General features: G+C 69.1%; 21 protein-coding genes. 11 read left to right on the top strand and 10 right to left on the bottom strand.

Features of this window, described 5'->3' with window-relative positions:
* Positions 1 to 106: 106 nt before the first annotated feature.
* Positions 107 to 544 (bottom strand): GNAT family N-acetyltransferase, encoded by a 438-nt coding sequence (locus ACYVIO_RS14340; protein WP_460651231.1) that lies wholly within the window; start codon positions 542 to 544, stop codon positions 107 to 109.
* A gap of 71 nt (positions 545 to 615) precedes the next feature.
* Between ACYVIO_RS14340 and ACYVIO_RS14345 the strand changes: the two genes are divergently transcribed.
* Together ACYVIO_RS14345 and ACYVIO_RS14350 are read left to right on the top strand one after the other, a co-directional pair.
* Positions 616 to 1278: a class I SAM-dependent methyltransferase gene (locus tag ACYVIO_RS14345; RefSeq protein ID WP_460651232.1), complete on the top strand. Its 663-nt coding sequence runs from the start codon at positions 616 to 618 to the stop codon at positions 1276 to 1278.
* A gap of 18 nt (positions 1279 to 1296) precedes the next feature.
* The gene (locus ACYVIO_RS14350; protein WP_460651233.1) at positions 1297 to 1989 is read left to right on the top strand and encodes a VOC family protein; all 693 of its coding nucleotides are present in this window, start codon (positions 1297 to 1299) and stop codon (positions 1987 to 1989) included.
* 11 nt (positions 1990 to 2000) lie between these two features.
* Here the strand turns inward: ACYVIO_RS14350 and ACYVIO_RS14355 are convergent, their stop codons facing one another.
* Positions 2001 to 2903: a LysR family transcriptional regulator gene (locus ACYVIO_RS14355; protein ID WP_460651234.1), complete on the bottom strand. Its 903-nt coding sequence runs from the start codon at positions 2901 to 2903 to the stop codon at positions 2001 to 2003.
* Between the two features lie 76 nt (positions 2904 to 2979).
* On the opposite strand from ACYVIO_RS14355, the gene ACYVIO_RS14360 reads away from it, so the two are divergent.
* Positions 2980 to 3891 (top strand): DMT family transporter, encoded by a 912-nt coding sequence (locus ACYVIO_RS14360; RefSeq protein ID WP_460651235.1) that lies wholly within the window; start codon positions 2980 to 2982, stop codon positions 3889 to 3891.
* On the opposite strand, the gene ACYVIO_RS14365 is transcribed toward ACYVIO_RS14360, so the two are convergent.
* Complete coding sequence (locus ACYVIO_RS14365; protein WP_460651236.1) at positions 3851 to 4228, bottom strand: hypothetical protein; 378 nt, start codon at positions 4226 to 4228, stop codon at positions 3851 to 3853. The genes ACYVIO_RS14360 and ACYVIO_RS14365 overlap by 41 nt on opposite strands.
* A 78-nt stretch (positions 4229 to 4306) precedes the next feature.
* Between ACYVIO_RS14365 and ACYVIO_RS14370 the strand changes: the two genes are divergently transcribed.
* Complete coding sequence (locus ACYVIO_RS14370) at positions 4307 to 4933, top strand: TetR/AcrR family transcriptional regulator (protein WP_460651237.1); 627 nt, start codon at positions 4307 to 4309, stop codon at positions 4931 to 4933.
* On the opposite strand, the gene ACYVIO_RS14375 is transcribed toward ACYVIO_RS14370, so the two are convergent.
* Positions 4914 to 5309 carry a nuclear transport factor 2 family protein gene (locus ACYVIO_RS14375; protein WP_460651238.1) on the bottom strand — a complete coding sequence of 132 codons (396 nt, stop codon included), beginning with the start codon at positions 5307 to 5309 and terminating at the stop codon, positions 4914 to 4916. The two genes, ACYVIO_RS14370 and ACYVIO_RS14375, sit on opposite strands and share 20 nt — an antisense overlap.
* An 83-nt stretch (positions 5310 to 5392) precedes the next feature.
* Between ACYVIO_RS14375 and ACYVIO_RS14380 the strand changes: the two genes are divergently transcribed.
* Positions 5393 to 5989 carry a TetR/AcrR family transcriptional regulator gene (locus ACYVIO_RS14380; protein ID WP_460651239.1) on the top strand — a complete coding sequence of 199 codons (597 nt, stop codon included), beginning with the start codon at positions 5393 to 5395 and terminating at the stop codon, positions 5987 to 5989.
* Between the two features lie 162 nt (positions 5990 to 6151).
* On the top strand, positions 6152 to 7330 hold the full coding sequence (locus ACYVIO_RS14385; protein ID WP_460651240.1) for a hypothetical protein: 1179 nt from the start codon (positions 6152 to 6154) through the stop codon (positions 7328 to 7330).
* A 50-nt stretch (positions 7331 to 7380) separates the two neighbouring features.
* Here ACYVIO_RS14385 and ACYVIO_RS14390 read toward each other — a convergent pair whose 3' ends face one another.
* A complete protein-coding gene (locus ACYVIO_RS14390; protein WP_460651241.1) occupies positions 7381 to 9600 on the bottom strand; it encodes an NADP-dependent isocitrate dehydrogenase in 2220 nt (739 codons plus the stop codon).
* A 198-nt stretch (positions 9601 to 9798) separates the two neighbouring features.
* On the opposite strand from ACYVIO_RS14390, the gene ACYVIO_RS14395 reads away from it, so the two are divergent.
* Positions 9799 to 10311 (top strand): methylated-DNA--[protein]-cysteine S-methyltransferase, encoded by a 513-nt coding sequence (locus tag ACYVIO_RS14395; RefSeq protein ID WP_460651242.1) that lies wholly within the window; start codon positions 9799 to 9801, stop codon positions 10309 to 10311.
* On the opposite strand, the gene ACYVIO_RS14400 is transcribed toward ACYVIO_RS14395, so the two are convergent.
* The 4 genes from ACYVIO_RS14400 to ACYVIO_RS14415 form a co-directional block, all read right to left on the bottom strand.
* On the bottom strand, positions 10308 to 10772 hold the full coding sequence (locus ACYVIO_RS14400; protein ID WP_460651243.1) for a GNAT family N-acetyltransferase: 465 nt from the start codon (positions 10770 to 10772) through the stop codon (positions 10308 to 10310). The genes ACYVIO_RS14395 and ACYVIO_RS14400 overlap by 4 nt on opposite strands.
* A gap of 52 nt (positions 10773 to 10824) precedes the next feature.
* Positions 10825 to 11676 (bottom strand): prenyltransferase/squalene oxidase repeat-containing protein, encoded by an 852-nt coding sequence (locus ACYVIO_RS14405; RefSeq protein ID WP_460651244.1) that lies wholly within the window; start codon positions 11674 to 11676, stop codon positions 10825 to 10827.
* Between the two features lie 100 nt (positions 11677 to 11776).
* Positions 11777 to 12487, bottom strand: coding sequence for an AraC family transcriptional regulator (locus ACYVIO_RS14410; RefSeq protein ID WP_460651245.1), 711 nt, complete (start codon positions 12485 to 12487; stop codon positions 11777 to 11779).
* A 10-nt stretch (positions 12488 to 12497) separates the two neighbouring features.
* Positions 12498 to 13205 carry a TetR/AcrR family transcriptional regulator gene (locus tag ACYVIO_RS14415; RefSeq protein ID WP_460651246.1) on the bottom strand — a complete coding sequence of 236 codons (708 nt, stop codon included), beginning with the start codon at positions 13203 to 13205 and terminating at the stop codon, positions 12498 to 12500.
* A gap of 45 nt (positions 13206 to 13250) precedes the next feature.
* Here ACYVIO_RS14415 and ACYVIO_RS14420 point away from each other — a divergent pair, with 45 nt between their 5' ends.
* From ACYVIO_RS14420 to ACYVIO_RS14435, 4 genes are all read left to right on the top strand, one after another.
* Positions 13251 to 13841, top strand: a complete 591-nt coding sequence (locus ACYVIO_RS14420) for a GNAT family N-acetyltransferase (protein WP_460651247.1) — start codon at positions 13251 to 13253, stop codon at positions 13839 to 13841.
* Positions 13842 to 13891: 50 nt separating this feature from the next.
* Positions 13892 to 14092: a hypothetical protein gene (locus ACYVIO_RS14425; RefSeq protein WP_460651248.1), complete on the top strand. Its 201-nt coding sequence runs from the start codon at positions 13892 to 13894 to the stop codon at positions 14090 to 14092.
* Positions 14093 to 14168: 76 nt separating this feature from the next.
* Positions 14169 to 14774 carry a hypothetical protein gene (locus ACYVIO_RS14430; RefSeq protein WP_460651249.1) on the top strand — a complete coding sequence of 202 codons (606 nt, stop codon included), beginning with the start codon at positions 14169 to 14171 and terminating at the stop codon, positions 14772 to 14774.
* Positions 14775 to 14837: 63 nt separating this feature from the next.
* Positions 14838 to 15323 (top strand): hypothetical protein, encoded by a 486-nt coding sequence (locus ACYVIO_RS14435; protein WP_460651250.1) that lies wholly within the window; start codon positions 14838 to 14840, stop codon positions 15321 to 15323.
* Between the two features lie 9 nt (positions 15324 to 15332).
* Here the strand turns inward: ACYVIO_RS14435 and ACYVIO_RS14440 are convergent, their stop codons facing one another.
* Positions 15333 to 16229, bottom strand: a complete 897-nt coding sequence (locus tag ACYVIO_RS14440; RefSeq protein WP_460651251.1) for a helix-turn-helix domain-containing protein — start codon at positions 16227 to 16229, stop codon at positions 15333 to 15335.
* Positions 16230 to 16371: the final 142 nt, after the last annotated feature.

The raw sequence follows: 16371 nt of genomic DNA on the forward strand, positions 1-16371 counted from the left end.
ACGCCGCCTGATCCCCGCGGTCTGACGGCACACGCACGGCCCTCGTGGCGCCGATCCCGGCGCCACGGGGGCCGTGCCATTTCGCCGTCTTCCGCAGTGAAACCGTCTAACCCAGCTTCTTGAACATGTGGACGTCTTCGGCTCCGCCGGGGATGCCGAGGGTGCGGCCGGTCTCGGTGTAGCCGTGGCGTTGGTAGAACGCCGGGGCCTGGAAGGTGAACGACGAGACGCACGCCCGGTCGCACCCGCGGCGACGAGCCTCGTCCTCAGCAGCCTGCAGCAGCTTGGCGCCCCAGCCGTCGCCGCGGCTGTCCGCGCGGATCCACACCATCTCGATCCCAAGCAACCCGGCCCACGTCCAGGCCGTCAGCCCACCAACAAGCTCACCGGCGTCGTCCAGCACCTTGACCGACAACTCACCCTGATCCGCCGCGGTGGTCCCCGTCGCCGCGAAGTTCACCTCGTCCAGCCCGGCCGACAGTTGCTCGCCGAGCTCCTTGTCCCCGTCCCCAACACTGAGCGTCCCGGTGGCCTGATCCGTCATGCCGCTCAGTGTGCCCGGGCGAGGGCTCACTGTCCGACCTGGTGCTGGGGATCCGTCGGTATTGTCGCAGCATGACTCCCGCCCTCCAGAGAGCGCTGTCCACAGTGGGTCGGTTCAACGACGCGCATCCTTGGTCTCACAACGATGCCTATGCCGCGCTTGTACTCCACCATGCGCGTCGGGTCCGTGCGGCTGGTGGGACGGAGGCCCTGGATGTCGGGTGCGGGACAGGGAATCTCGTACGTCGGCTCGCGGGCGTCTTGCCCGCGGTGACAGGGATCGAGCCCGATGGCCCGACCGCGGAGCTGGCTCGGCGTACGACTGCTGACCTCGCCAACGTGCGCATCCTGTCCCAACCGTTCGACGAGTCCCACAAGGACCGCTACGACCTCATCACCTTCGTCGCGGTGCTGCATCATCTGCCGTTGGAAGCCACGCTGGAGAAGGCGCGCGAGCTGCTGCGCCCGGGTGGCCGGCTCGTTGTCGTCGGCCTCAGCCGGGAATCGCCTGCAGACCTTCCCTGGTCGATTGCCTCGCTGGTCCTGAATCCGATCGTCGGCGCCGTCGTACACCCGCGACGAGCAACTGAGACGCCGACACAGATGACCGCGCCCACCGCCATGGCGGCGGAATCCTTTGAGGAGATCGCCCTCACCGCCGAACGCGTCCTCCCCGGCGTACGCCTGAGGCGAGCTCTGTTCTGGCGCTACACCCTGACCTGGACCGCTAGCTGATCCTGAAAGGATGTGGCTATGGAACAGGTCTTGAGTCGGCAGGAAGCATCGGACGCGGTCCAGGACGCCGGGTGGCGCTTCTTGCTGGGCGCTTTGCGTACGTCGGTCCCGGTCGAGTCGTTGACTCGGGCAATCGCCTTGGCGGCAGACGCCGTCGCGGTGTGCGGCGACGACGCCGATCAGCACCTTCAGGTCGATGCACGCCCCGATCGGGTCGTCCTCACTCTGCAGTCGGTGGAGCACGCGGCGGTGACCACCGTGGACGTCGAGCTCGCGCTGCGGATCTCTGCCGCCGCGGACAAGGCCGGGCTGCAGGCGGAGCCCGAGATCGGCACGGGAGCACCGCGATCCGTCCAGGTGCTGGAGATCGCGATCGACGCACTGGACATCGCCGGGATCCGGGGGTTCTGGAGGGCGGTGCTGGGCTACACGGGTGAGGCGGGTGCCGAGGGACCGGAGGATCCGCTCATCGACCCGGTCGGGCAGGGGCCGGCCATCTGGTTCCAGCAGATGGATCAGGCGCGCCCGCAGCGCAATCGGATCCACTTCGACATCTGCGTTCCGCACGACGAGGCACCACGGCGCATCGAGGCAGCGCTGGCGGCCGGGGGCCGGCTGGTGTCCGCGACGCGTGCGCCCGCTTTCTGGGTGCTGGCCGACCTGGAGGGGAACGAAGCCTGCGTGACCACCTGGCAGGGCCGCGACGGCTGACAGCGTTCGGATCAGCTGGCGGTGGCGGCCTGGTGCAGAGCGGCGGCGACGGCTTCCACCGCGGGGGTCCGGGTAGCGCGGGTGAGCAGGAAGACCTCGCGGTCGATCGGGCCTTCGGCGAGCGGGCGGACGGCGACGCCCGGTACGCCGTACCCGAGAACCAGATCGGGCAGCAGTGCGCAAGCGCCGGCGGTGCGGACCATCTCGACGAGGATGAGGAAGTCGTCGGAGGCGTAGCGCAGGTCGGGCTCGAAGTGGCCGAGGTCGCGGCAGGCGCGGATCTGCATGTCGCGATGGCCGGTGCCGGGTTGGCAAGCGGCCCAGCGGGCGTCGGCGAGGTCGGTCATGCGGACTTTCGCGTTACCTGCTTGGGGATGTGACTCGGGCAGGACGAGGCGGACCTGCTCGCGGACGAGCGACTCGCGCGCCAGATCGGTGTGGACCGGGCGCGGCTGGCCGGAGTACTCGTCGCCGACGACCGCGTCGAGCTGTCGCAGCCGCAGGGCCGGGATCGACTCCTCGACCTCGGCTTCGGTGACCTCGACGCGGACGCCGGGATGACTTGCTGCGAGCGCGGCGACGGCCGGGGCGACGATGCGGAGGAAGGCCGACTGGAAGGCCGAGACCCGTACGACGCCTGCTGGGTGACCGGCCGCGATCGCGGCGACCTCGGCCTCGGCGGCTTCCAGGCCGTCGAGCAGTACGGCGGCATGGCGGACGAGCGCCTGGCCGGCGTCGGTGAGGCGGACGTTGCGGCCGGTGCGTTCGAGCAGCTTCGCGCCGGCTTCGCGTTCGAGGACGGCGAGCTGCTGGGAGATCGCGCTGGGCGTGTAGCCGAGGGCCTTCGCGGCGCCGTGCATCGTGCCGCGAGCGTGCAACTCGCGGAGCAGGCGGAGTCTTCGGAGATCGAGCATCGTTCACCAAAGCTATCTGGTGTCATGCAGAAACGTGAGATGGACGTGAACAGTTGAGCGCTGCGAGCATCGTCGCGTGGGTGCCTTCCTCTGTCTCCTGTCCGCCGCCTGCTTCGGTGCCATGGCGATCTTCGGCAAGCTCGCGTACGACGCGGGCGTCGACGTCGGCGACCTGTTGCTCGTGCGGTTCGCGGTCGCCGCCGTCCTGCTGCTCGTCGTCGCCGGTACGACGGGCGCGCTGCGCGGCGTACCGCGTCGCTCGCTGGTCGCCGGTCTCGCGATGGGCGGGATCGGGTACGCGACGCAGTCGGGTCTGTTCTTCGGTGCGCTGGAACGGATCGACGCTTCGCTGCTCGCGCTGCTCCTGTACGCGTACCCGGCGCTGGTGACGATCGGCGCGATCGTGCTGCGTCGGGAGCGGGCTTCGGTGCGGAGGGTTGCCGCGCTGGTGATTGCTTCGGCCGGTACGGCGTTGGTGCTGGGCGGGGCGGCTTCGGGGAGCCTTGATCCGTTGGGTGCGGCGATGGGGTTCGGTGCGGCTGTTGCCTACACGGTCTACATCCTGGCGGGCGACCGCGTCGGCGGCGGCGGTCAAGCAGGTGATCGCGCCGGGATTCCGCCCGTTGCCTTGTCCTCTCTGGTGTGCACCGGCGCGGCCTGCACGTTCGCCGCTTTCTCCGCTGTACAAGGTGGTCCGCGCCTCGACTTCGCGCCGAGCGGCTGGCTCTGGCTGACCGCGATCGCCGTGATCAGCACCGTCGCCGCGATCCTCACCTTCTTCGCGGGCCTCGCCCGCGTCGGCCCGTCGGCCGCGTCGATCCTGTCCACTCTCGAACCGGTCGTCACGGTGTTGCTGGCGGCAACTATCTTCGGCGAGTCCCTCAGTCCGGTCCAGCTCCTCGGCGGTGCGGTCGTGCTCACCGCCGTGCTGGTGATCCAGTGGCCGGTCAGTCGTGCGCGGGAACCTGAGCTGCTCGTCCGCGGGTGACGAAGTACGCGGCGATGAATGCGATCGAGGCCGCGACGATCACGCCGGCGAGTACCGGGTGCATGTCCTTGGACAGACTCGGTGCGCGGTCGGGGCCGATCGCCCACGCGGCGAGCGGGATCGCGTACGCCGTCGCCAGCGCCGCGGCCCACCAGCGGAGGGCGCGAAAGCGGGCGGAGCACAGGGTGCCGGTGAGCAGCACGGCGACCGGGATGATCGCGAGCATCGCGAACTGGCCGACGACCATCACCGGGATGGCGAAGGCCGCGATGATCACCGCGCGGGACGGGCGGCGAACGGCGGTGGACTCGACGGTGGGCTGAGCGGTGGTCGTCATGAGTTGCTCCTCTGGATACGCATGTAAGTTTACGACTGTAACCTTACGCTTTGAGTTAACAGCTGTAAAGTGATCGGCGTGGAACAGCGCAAACGAAGTCGACGGGGCGAAGGCGGGCAGTTGCGCGACGAGATCGTGGTCGCCGCGGCACGGTTGCTCGACCAGGAGGCGGGGGAGCAGGCGGTGACGCTGCGCGCGGTCGCCCGCGAGGCGGGGATCAGCGCGCCGTCGATCTACCCGCACTTCGCCGACCGCGACTCGATCCTGCTCGCGGTCGCCGAGCAGGCCTTCGCCGAGCTGGAGACGCACCTGCGCGCCGTACCGCCGAACCTCGGTCCGGCCGAGCGGCTGCGAGCGATCTGTACGGCGTACTTGGCGTACGCGCAGGAGAAGCCGAACCGCTACCGGACCATGTTCGGCGCGGTCTGGAGCGCCCCCAAGTCCCTCGAACGCGTCCCCGACCTGGCGATCGAAACTCTCGGCATGAACGCGTTCGGCGTCCTCGAGCAGGCGTTGACCGACTGCGTCGAAGCTGCCGAGTCCACCAGCGCCGCCCCCACCGCCGACGCAGCCGCCGTCTGGGTCGCCCTCCACGGCCTGGCCCAACTACGAGTCGCCGCGTCCCTCTTTCCTTGGCCCGCCGACCTCGAAGCCACTCTTGTCGGGCGACTGGCCCTCCTGGCGCCTAGGCGAACGCCAAGCTGACCGCGTGGGTGTCTTCGAACAGGTGCATCTTGACGATCTGGTCTTCGACGACTCGCAGGCGCAGTGCGACCGGGGTGGTGAAGACTCGGCCGGTCGAGGCTGCGGTGTGGGTGAACTCCGCGAAGACGACCGCGGTGTCGCCGTCCATGACGATGCTGTCGGGGCTGACCTGGCTCTGGCCGGCGACGAAGTGCGACCACATCGTGCGGAGGAACACCGGGACGTCGGAGCCGTGCTCGCGGGCGCCGGTCCAGGGGAGTGTCGGGCTGCCGGGGACGTACCAGTCGATGTCGTCGGCGAACAGTTCGCCGACGCCGTCGGCGTCCTGTGCGCCGAGCCGGCCGAGGAAGTCCTGGACGACGGACAACGTACTCATGAGATCTCCCAGATAGTTTTTGACGAGACAGTCCAAAAATAGCGTTTTAGACTGAATAGTCAAGTACGCGCTACGCTCGTGCCATGGGACGACCGCGCAAGTTCGTGGAGGCCGACGTGCTGACCCGCGCCGGCGAGACCTTCGCCAAGCAGGGGTACGGCGGCACGAGCGTCGACGACCTGGCCCGCGCGACCGGCGTCGGCAAGCAGAGTCTCTACAACGCGTTCGGCGGCAAGCGCGAGCTGTTCCTCAAGGCGTTGTCGGCGAAGACCGCCGAGGCGATCGCCCTCGTCGACGAGGAGCTCGGGAGCGAGACCTCGACGCCGCTGGAGCGGATCAAGGCCCAGGTCCTGCGGATGGCGATCACCTTCAGCGATCCCGCGCCGTCCGGGTTCTTCGTCACCAAGGCTGCCGTCGAGATGGCCGACCAGGACGAGGAGGTCGCCCAGTCGGCGCTGGCGGCGTACGAGAGTCTCGAGGCGATCTACAAGCACTGCATCGAGGAGGCCCAGGCCAGCGGTGAGGTCGACGGGTCCGCGAACGCGGGCGAGCTCGCCGGCTACTTCGTCGCGGTCACCCGCGGCCTGGAGGTGCTCGGCGCGGCCGGTATCGGCCGGGCCCGCCTGACCGGGATCGCGGTGACGTCGCTCAGCGTCCTCCTGGCGCCTCACGCCGGGTGACAACCCGCACACTCCACGGGGTCGAAACCGAAAACTTTCGGGTTATCCCCATTGCGCTGAGTGGTCGATCGGATACATGCTGCGGAAGGTTGTAAGCAGCAACTGTCGTGCGGCTCTGTGAGGGAGCTTGCTCTCAGCCGCTGACCGGACCGAGGAGATCCGATGACCTTCCGCCCCCGCCCGCTCGTGCTCGCCACTTTGAGCTCGTTCGCCCTGGTCGCCGCCGCGGCCGGCGGTGCCGTCGCCGCCGTTGCACCGGACGACGCGCCCCAGGCCAAGGCCCCCGCCGTACCCCAGATCAAGGTGCCCGCGGCAACAGACACCGACGGCGACTCACTGCCCGACACCTGGGAGACCAGCGGCTACGACGCCAACGGTGACGGCGTCGTCGACGTCGACCTGCCCGGGATGGGCGCGACGCCGAACAAGAAGGACCTGTTCGTCGAGATGGATTACATGGACGGACGCCTGGCCAGTACGGCGGCGCTCGACCGGATCGTCCAGAGCTTCGCGAACGCGCCGATCAGCAACCCCGACGGCAGCACCGGCATCCGGATCCACCTCGACGCCGGTTCCGCCCGCGGTACGGCGTACGACCTCGGCGGCGGCAACCAGGTGCCGTACGACAGCAACCTGCAGCCGGCCGAGCAACAGACCGACGCGATCAAGTCGGCGAACTTCGCCTCGGCCCGCAAGGCCGTCTTCCACTACATGCTCTGGGCCGACGACTACGACAACAGCTGCAGCAGCGGCAACGCGTTCGCGATCCCGAACGACACGTTCATCGTGACGATGGGCCCGAAGTGCAGCTGGACCGTCACCGAGGACATGAACGTCGGCACGTTCATCCACGAGCTCGGCCACGACCTCGGCCTGACCCACGGTGGGTCGGACTCGGTGAACTACAAGCCGAACTACCTGAGCGTGATGAACTACCACTTCCAGTTCGCCGGCGTCCCGCGGACCAGCGGCGCGGCCTGGTTCAGCTACTCGAACTTCGCTCCGCCGGCGCTGACCGAGACCAGCCTGAAGGAGTCGACCGGCCTGGGCAGCGCCGCCTCGACCTGGAAGACCAAGTGGAAGTGCCCGGACAACACCACCCGGACCTCGGGCGCGGCCAACCTCGGCATCGACTGGAACTGTGACGGCGACACCGTCGACACCGCGTCGGCCGACATCAACCGCGACGGCGGCAAGACGACGCTGACCACCCAGAACAACTGGGCGAACGTCCGCTTCGGCGGCGGTGACGTCGGGGGCGGAGCCTCGCAGAACAAGGTGAGGACCCCGGCGCACGAGCTGAAGGAAATGACCCAGCAGGAGTACCAGCACGAGCACTGAGTACGACGAAGGGGCGCTCACCATCACGGTGGGCGCCCCTTCGCGATGGATCAGGAAAGCGTCGCGAGCGCGTCGTTCCAGGTCTTCGACGGACGCATCGCGGCCGCGGCCAGCTCCGCGTTCGGCTGGTAGTACCCACCCAGCTCGACCGGGCTGCCCTGGACCGCGAGCAGCTCCTCGACGATGGTCTGCTCGTTGCTCGCCAGGGTCTCGGCGACGGCGGTGAACAGCTTGGCCAGCTCCGCGTCGTCGGTCTGCTTGGCCAGCTCCTGCGCCCAGTACAGCGACAGGTAGAAGTGGCTGCCGCGGTTGTCGATGCCGCCGATCCGACGGGTCGGCGACTTGTCCTCGTTCAGGAAGGTCGCGGTCGCCCGGTCGAGGGTGTCGGCCAGGATCTGGGCCTTGGCGTTGCCCGTGGTCTGGGCCAGGTGCTCGAAGCTCGCGGCCAGCGCGAAGAACTCGCCCAGGCTGTCCCAGCGCAGGTAGTTCTCCTTCGCGAACTGCTGCACGTGCTTCGGCGCCGAGCCGCCCGCACCGGTCTCGAACAGCCCACCGCCGGCCATCAGCGGTACGACGGACAGCATCTTCGCGCTGGTGCCCAGCTCGAGGATCGGGAACAGGTCGGTCAGGTAGTCGCGCAGCACGTTGCCGGTCACCGAGATGGTGTTCTCGCCGCGGCGGATCCGCTCCAGCGACAGCTTGATCGCGTCCACCGGGGCCAGGATCTTCAGCTCCAGGCCGTCGGTGTCGTGCTCGCCCAGGTACTCGTTGACCTTGGCAATGATCTGCGCGTCGTGCGCACGGGTCTCGTCCAGCCAGAACACCGCCGGGTCGCCGGTCGCGCGGGCCCGCGTGACGGCCAGCTTGACCCAGTCGCGGATCGGCGCGTCCTTGGTCTGGCAGGCGCGGAAGATGTCACCGGCCGACACGGCCTGCTCCAGTACGGCGTTGCCGTCGGCATCGACCAGTCGGACCGTACCGGTGGTGGCGATCTCGAAGGTCTTGTCGTGGCTGCCGTACTCCTCGGCCTTCTGCGCCATCAGGCCGACGTTCGGGACCGAGCCCATCGTCGACGGGTCGAAGGCGCCGTTGGCGCGGCAGTCGTCGAGCACGACCTGGTAGATCCCGGCGTAGCTGCTGTCCGGCAGCACGGCGAGCGTGTCGTGCTCCCCGCCGTCCGGGCCCCACATGTGGCCCGACGTCCGGATCATCGCCGGCATCGAGGCGTCGACGATCACGTCGGACGGCACGTGCAGGTTGGTGATGCCCTTGTCGGAGTCGACCATCGCCAGCGCCGGGCCGTCGGCCAGCTCGGCGTCGAAGGACGCCTTGATCTCGGCGCCTTCCGGCAGCGCGGCCAGGCCGTTCAGGATGCCGCCGAGGCCGTCGTTCGGGGTCAGGCCGGCCTTCGCCAGCACGTCGCCGTACGCCGCGAAGGTCTTCGGGAAGAACGCGCGGACGACGTGACCGAAGACGATCGGGTCGGAGACCTTCATCATCGTGGCCTTCAGGTGGACCGAGAACAGCACGTCCTCGGCCTTGGCCCGGGCGACCTGCGCGGTCAGGAACTCGCGCAGCGGCGCGACGTGCATGACCGACGCGTCGACGATCTCGTCGGCCAGCACCGGCACCGACTCGCGCAGCACGGTCGTCGTACCGTCGTCACCGACGAGCTCGATCCGCAGCGCGCCGTCCTTGGCGATCACGACCGACTTCTCGGTCGAGCGGAAGTCCTCGGCGTCCATCGTGGCGACGTTGGTCTTGGAGTCCGGGGTCCAGGCGCCCATCCGGTGCGGGTGGGTCTTGGCGTAGTTCTTCACCGAGGCGGGCGCGCGGCGGTCGGAGTTGCCCTCGCGCAGCACCGGGTTCACGGCCGAGCCCTTGACCTTGTCGTAGCGGGCCTGGATCTCCCGCTCCTCGTCGGTCTTCGGCTCGTCGGGGTAGTCCGGCAGCGCGTAGCCCTGGCTCTGCAGCTCGGCGACCGCGGCCTTCAGCTGCGGGATCGAGGCCGACACGTTCGGCAGCTTGATGATGTTCGCCTCGGGCGTCTTGGCCAGCTCACCCAGTTCGCCCAGCGCGTCCGCGATCCGCTGGTCCTCGGTCAGGTGCTCGGGGAACAGCGCGATGATCCGCCCGGCCAGCGAGATGTCCCGGGTCTCGACGGCGACCCCCGCCTGCCCGGCGTACGCCTGGATGACCGGCAGGAACGAGTACGTCGCCAGTGCCGGCGCCTCGTCAGTGTGGGTGTAGATGATGGTCGGGTCAGTCACCGTGTACTCCGCTCCCAGTGTGCCTACGTGCTGTGTTTGCCTACGTTCTGGCGCCTCCACCTTAGTGGCGGCCGATGCCTGACCCGGCCACGGGTTTCGGTGACCTGGGCCACCTGTACGGAGGGTGACCGGCCCTTCGGCCCTCACACGCTCGGCCGCTCGCCCGTTCCATGGGTACAACGAGACGAGGAGAGCACCATGAGCATCCGGCACGCGGTCGTCGGTACGACGCTGGGCGACCTGACGCTGGTCGCGTCCGGTGACGCGCTGACGGGCGTCTACTTCCCGCACCACTGGACCCGGCCCGACCGGACGACCCTCGGCGACGAGGTCCCGGCCGAAGGGGACCCGGTGCTGACCCAGGCGGCGACCGAGTTGCACGAGTACCTGGCCGGCACGCGGCGGACGTTCGACGTACCGCTCGCGCTCGACGGCGACGATTTCCAGCAGCGGGTCTGGGCTCTGCTGGCCGAGATCCCGTACGGCACCACCACGACGTACGGCGAACTGGCGGCGCAACTCGGCGACAAGGCACTGGCCCAGAAGGTCGGCCAGGCCGTCGGGCACAACCCGGTCTGCGTCGTCGTCCCGTGCCACCGGGTGGTCGGCAAGGGCGGCAAGCTCACCGGGTACGCCGGAGGCCTGCGCCGCAAGCAGCTCCTGCTCGACCTGGAGGAGCCCAGCGAAGTCCGCGCCGGGCGGCTGTTCTAGAGGTCCTTCGAGTAGGCCTCGTACGACCAGGGCGCCAGGACCTTGGTCTTGAGGCTTGCGCCGAGGCGGGCGTAGAAGCGCTGGGCGCCTTCGTTGCTCTCGCGCATGCCCCAGCTGATGGTGAGCTTGTGGGGCGCCGCGACCTGGCGGGCGAGCTCGAGCATCAGGAGCTCGCCGATGCGCCGGCCTCGGAAGCGTTCGCGGACGTAGAGGTCGTCCAGGCCGAGCACGTCTCCGCCGGTCCACAGGTGCAGGCGGCGTACGGCGGAGACGTAGCCGGCGGGCTCCCCGTCGTACTCGGCGATGAGGACGGTCACCGTGTCGTCGGCGAGGAACTCGCGAAAGCGGTCGACGGTAACGGTGACGTACTGGCCTTCGTCCTGGTGGTCGGCGATCTCGCCGATCAGCGTGCGGACCAGCTCGGCGTCCTCGGGGACGGCGCGGCGGACAGTGGTGGGCATGCTCGCACTGTACGGAGCCGCGCGGGTCGGCGGCGAGCGTTTGCTTCCTGGGTCAAAGCTTGCCGTTGGTGCGGAGGGTGGCGATCGCGTTCATGGTCGCGATGCCGCGCCAGTCGAGGGCCTGGCCGGGGGACCAGTGCAGGTAGTCGACGTCCCAGCCGCCGTCGTCGTGCTGCTCGGCGGCGAGCCGGTCGAGGTCCGCGTCGAGCTGCTCGGGGGTGAACAGCGCGCGGCTCGGCGTACCGGGGTGCGGGGACATCGTGATCGGGGTGATCTTCTCGTCCTCGGTGCCGCCCTCGACGGGAAGGTTGCCGTTGGCATCGAGTGAGGTACGCAGGCGCTCGACCGCCGCCGCGGCGCGGGCCGGGTCCGGTACGGCGTCGAGGAAGTCGAGCGCGAACTTCACGGTGTACCCGCCGACGCCGTCGGCCTGCTCGATCGTCGTCCAGCACCATTCGGTGGCCTTGGGCAACCACGCGTGCTTCGACCCGGCCTGCCAGAGCTTGCCGGCGATCGCGTACGTGAGGAACCCGCTCTCCGGCGCCGGGACCATCCAGGGTGCGCGCGGGTAGCCGTCGGCGCTCGGCAGGACGGTCGGGATGCCGCCGTCCGGGTTGGTGATGGTGGTCAGCCAGTCGCCGATCTCGTCGACCATCGGATCGTCCAGGGCGTCGATGCCGGCGAGGACGTCCAGTGCGTGCAGTACGGCGGAGGTTTGGCTGCCTGGGCAACGTACGTCGGGTTCGAGTGCGTGCCCGAAGCCGCCGTCCTTGGTGCGGTAGGCGCGCAGGGTGGCGACGACTTGGTCGGTCGGGGCGCCGTGCAGGAGGACGGCAAGCCGGTGCCGATCGATCAGGCGAGCGTTGGCGAAGACGAACTGTTCTGCTGCGGTGAGGTCGATCATGGGTACGACGTTAGGCCGCATGCATCGGCTGGTCTTTCAGGAAACGGTCACGCGGCTGGAATTGGGGGAACGGTCATGCGGCTGGTGGTTCAGGAAACGGTCACGCGGCGGTGAGTGTGGCGTCCTTCAGGAACTGGACCGGCGTCAGCCCGGTCAGCCGGCGGACCTCGTCGTTCATGTGCGCCTGGCTCGCGTACCCGGCGGCGAACGCCCGGCTGGCGAGCGCGTCGTCGCCCGGCTGCACGATCAACCGTCGGAGCCTGGCCACGCGCGCGAGCATCTTCGGCCCGTAGCCGACGGCGTTCTGCATCCGCCGGTTGAGCTGCCGCTCGCTGATCCCGAGATCCGCGGCCGCCGTGGACACCTTCGCCGCCGGCTCCGCGAGCTTCCGCGCCGCTGCCACCGCGAGTGGATCAGGAGCCGCCCGCCGCTGCAGCACGGTCTCGGTCAGAATCCTCAGCCGCTGCGCCGGATCCGCCGATCCGAGCGCGTCGCCGAGTGCTCGTCCCTCAGCACCCCACACCAGGTCGATCCCGACCCGAAGATCCCGCAACTCCGAAGCCGGCAAGCCCAGCACCGCACCTGCCGCTCCCGGCCGCAACCGAATCGCACAGCTGTTCTCCGTCGCAGGGCCTGTCACCCAAGGCCCGGTGTCCGGCCCCGCCACCACAAGCTGAGCCCCGAGCCACACCAGATCAACACAGCCATCGGGGATCACCCGAGTGGTCTTCCCCGCGACCGGGTCGCTCTCCCACAAGCAAGCAACCAGCGGCTCCAAGCCCACCGGCGCCCGGTACTCGCGGTAACTCATACATCCGACCCTAACCCCGCCCACCGACAACAAGCAGGCGAGAGCGAACACCGAGCATCAGCAAGTCCAGTCCCGCGGCGAACAACTTGTCCGGGCCGTCGGCTGCTACCGCGGCGAGAGTCCAGTGGGCGATTGTTTCGAAGGTTACTCGGGCTGTGCTTTCCGGGACACCTAGAGCGACCAGTGCACCGATCTGCGCTCGGACGAGGGCGGCTCGCGAGCCGTCGCCGAGGTCCCGGTACGGCGTTGCCTTCGCCTGGATCAGCGCGGCCAGGCCGGGGTGCTCGGCGTAGAAGCCTCGCAGCCGATGCGAACCAGAGGTGGTGACCGCGATCCAGTCGTCCAGCGTGCGCACTTCCGCGTACGCCGTACGGTCGGCTGCGAACGCGTCGAACGCGTTCCGCGCCACCAGTTCGAGCAGCTCGTCCTTGTTGCGCACGTGGTGGTAGAGCGACGGCGCCCGAACAGCCAGCCGCTCGGCCAGCGACCGCATGGTCAACCCGCCCACCCCATCGACCCGGATCACCCCCAACGCCGCCTCGACAATCGCGGACACGGTGAGGCCGGCCGCCACGTGGGACGAGGCGTCGCGCGGCCCGGCGCTCCGCGCCGGAGCGCCCTGCGCCGGAGCGCCCTGCGCCGGAGCGCCCTGCGCCGGAGCGCCCTGCGCGTCGCGGCGTACCGGCATCGCGGAATCTCCCTTGTCGCGGCTGTCCACCGCGCCTAGCCTACTTGTCTAACGTTGTTAGACGAGAGGACCATCATGCCCGGAGGACTGCGTCCCGACTATCCCGTGCGGACCGATCGGCTGGATCTGCGGCCGCATCGCCGCGAGGATCTGGACGATCTGCTCGCCTTCCACTCCGACCCCGACGTCGTCCGCTACACCCCGTGGCCCGTCCGCGACCGCGAGCAGACCGCGGCGACCCTGGAGACCAAGCTCGGGCAGGGCGAGATCACCGAGCCGGGCCAGTGGCTCGTGCTGGCGGTCGAGCTGCGTGAGACCGGCACGGTGATCGGCGAGGTCCTGCTCAAGTGGGCCAGCGACACCGACCGTCAGGGTGAGCTCGGTTACGCGCTCAACGCCGAGTACCACGGCCGCGGCTACGCCGCCGAAGCTGCCGAGGCGATGCTCGAGCTCGGCTTCGACGACCTCGGTCTGCACCGGATCATCGCGGTCATCGTCGACCGCAACGAGGCCTCGGCCCAGCTCGCGAAGCGCCTCGGTATGCAGCAGGAAGCCCACTTCGTGGACGCCGCGTTCTTCAAGGGCGAGTGGATCGACGACCTGGTCTTCGCCCTCCGTGAGGACGACTGGCGAACCCGCCGGGTCCACCAGGTGGCAGACCGGTGAAACGTTCGGGCCCCTTTCTCCGATAGACGGTAGAGAGGGGGCCGGGGGCAATGAAAATGACGGGGGAGCCGGCGTGGCGCTTGATCGCGCTGCTGCGGCTGGTCGAGCGTGAGCAGGTCGAGCTGGTCGAGGCCAGCGGGGAGGACGTGGTCCTGGACGCCTGGTTCGGGCCGAACTCGCCCGCGTCCCGCACGCCCCGGCCCTGGACCTGCCTGCACTCGTCCCGGCGGGGCGAGCCCCCGATTTCCTGAGTCCGTCCTCCGACACCCGGCGTCATGGATTGACCACACTTGGTGTGGGCACTTGACTGGGGAGAAGGAGGTAGAGATGGCGGCTACGGGGTTTTTCGGTGGGCAGCGCTATCGGATCGTCTGGACGGCCGTGGTCGGGTTCCTGCTGCTGGCCGGTGCCGGCGCCGCCGTCCTGCTGATCAGTCCGGCCACCTGCCTGATGACGTTCGTGATGGGCGCGGGCACGGTCGGCTCGGTCTACCTCAGCGCGGGTCTTGCCGACGGCAAACCGGCGAAGTATGTCGCTCGCCAGGTCGGCAAGTGGTCGCTGCGGTCGGGTGCCCTGACGCTGGCCGTCTGCGGGTACGTCGTGACTGCCGGCTGGACGACGATCGCACTCGTCGTCGCGGTCGCCGCGACCTCGCCGTACGTCGTGAAGCACTTCTGGACGCCGGCCTCGACGATCGAGCAGTACTCCGACGAGGAGCTCTGTCTGGCCTGGTGCCTGAGCAGTACGGCGCTGGAGTCGGCGGCGGGCGCTGACGAGCGGATGGCGATCACCGCGACCCGGCTCAGCTACCTCGACGAGCTGGAGCGTCGGCAGCCGGAGACCTTCGCCGCCTGGCTGGAAACAACTCCCCGGCCGACGGCCGATCCGAGTGACTTCTTCACCAGGACGGACCACCACACGTCGTCGGAGTAAGAATCAGTTAAGCCGCCGCTCACCGGACCCCTGGCGCCGGACGCGGTCGGTAGGATCGCTCGGATGCCGGGGCCGACGAGTGGGGGCGTGATCCGGGCTCGCGACCAGGTGGTCGTCGGGCGGGACCCCCAGGACACGTACTTCTTCCTGACCATGCCGCGCAACGTGCTGCGCACGCATCCGCTGGTGGTGCACACGACCGGCGTCACCGACCGCTGCGCCGTTGCCGGCGACCAGGTCACCCAGGTGCTCGCGAGTGGTGACGAGATGTTCTCGGCGACCTGGACGGTCAGCCGCGCCGAGTGGGGCCGGCAGTGGACCGTCACCACCGACCAGTACGGCTGGCGGGGCGTCGGCGCCCAGGTCGACTACCTCTTCGAACCCGTTGCCGAAGGCACCCGTCTGACGCGGGTGATGACCGTCCGCCTCGCCCCGGGCCACCAGGAGTGCGAGGCGCTCCCGCAGTTCACCGACCACTCGATCCCGAAGCGCTTCCTGCACAACGTCAAGCACCGGGTCGAAGCGGTCCGCGCGGCGTTCTCGTTCTGAACAAGGGGATCACAAGGTGGTCTTGATGATGCCCATCAGCAGTTCCTCAGTCTCGCGCGGAGTACCGGCGGAGATCGAGAGCGCGTCCATGGTGATGACGTACTTGTCGAGGTCCTCGCGCTTGTCCAGGTAGACGGCGCTGGTGAGGTGCTCGATGTAGACGACGTCGGGCAGGTCGGTCTCGGCGAACCGCAGGATGCTGAAGGCGCCGCCGGTGGCGGCGTACAGGCCCTTGTCGAACGGGATGACCTGCAGCGTGACGTTCGGGCGCCGCGAGACCTCCAGCAGGTGCTCGAGCTGCTCACGCAGTACGCCGGGCTCGCCGACGCCGCGGTGCAGGACCGATTCGTCGACAACGGCCCACAGGCGCAGGGGTCGCAGCCCGCGGGTCAGCACGGCCTGGCGCTCGATCCGCAACGTGACGAGCCGCTCGACCTCGGCCGGCGGCAGCGGCGCCTCGCTGTGGCCGAGTTGCATGACGGCGCGGGCGTACCCGGCGGTCTGCAGCAGGCCCGGGATGAACTGCGACTCGAAGGTCCGGATCATGTCCGCGGCGACCTCGAGGCCGAGGTAGGCGTGGAACCAGTTCGGCGTGAGGTCGTCGTAGCGCTGCCACCAGCCGGGGTTGTTCGCCTGCTGGGCAAGGTCGAGCAGCCGCTCGCGCTCCTCGACGTCGTTCATCCGGTACAGCGTCAGCAGGTCGTCGACGTCGCGCGGCTTGAAGCCGACCTTGCCGAGCTCGAGCCGGCTGATCTTCGACTCCGACCCACGGATCGCCCAGCCCGCGTCACCGCGGCTGATCCCGGCCTCTTCGCGCATGCGGCGCAGGTGGGCCCCGAGCATGATCCGCAGGGCGGTCGGACCGCCCAGCGCGCCCTGCTCCTCGGACACCAGGACCCTCCCCATCGACTATCCCGTGACGTGCCCGCCGATCTTTGCACGTCCGATGCGGCAATGGGGAGTCCGGACTCGCTACGGGGTGTGATATTTCCGCTCCGATGTGGATAGGCTCGGATCTTCAGCCGAACCTTCCCCGAGTGAGGTCGCC

This window comes from Kribbella endophytica (assembly GCF_054781295.1).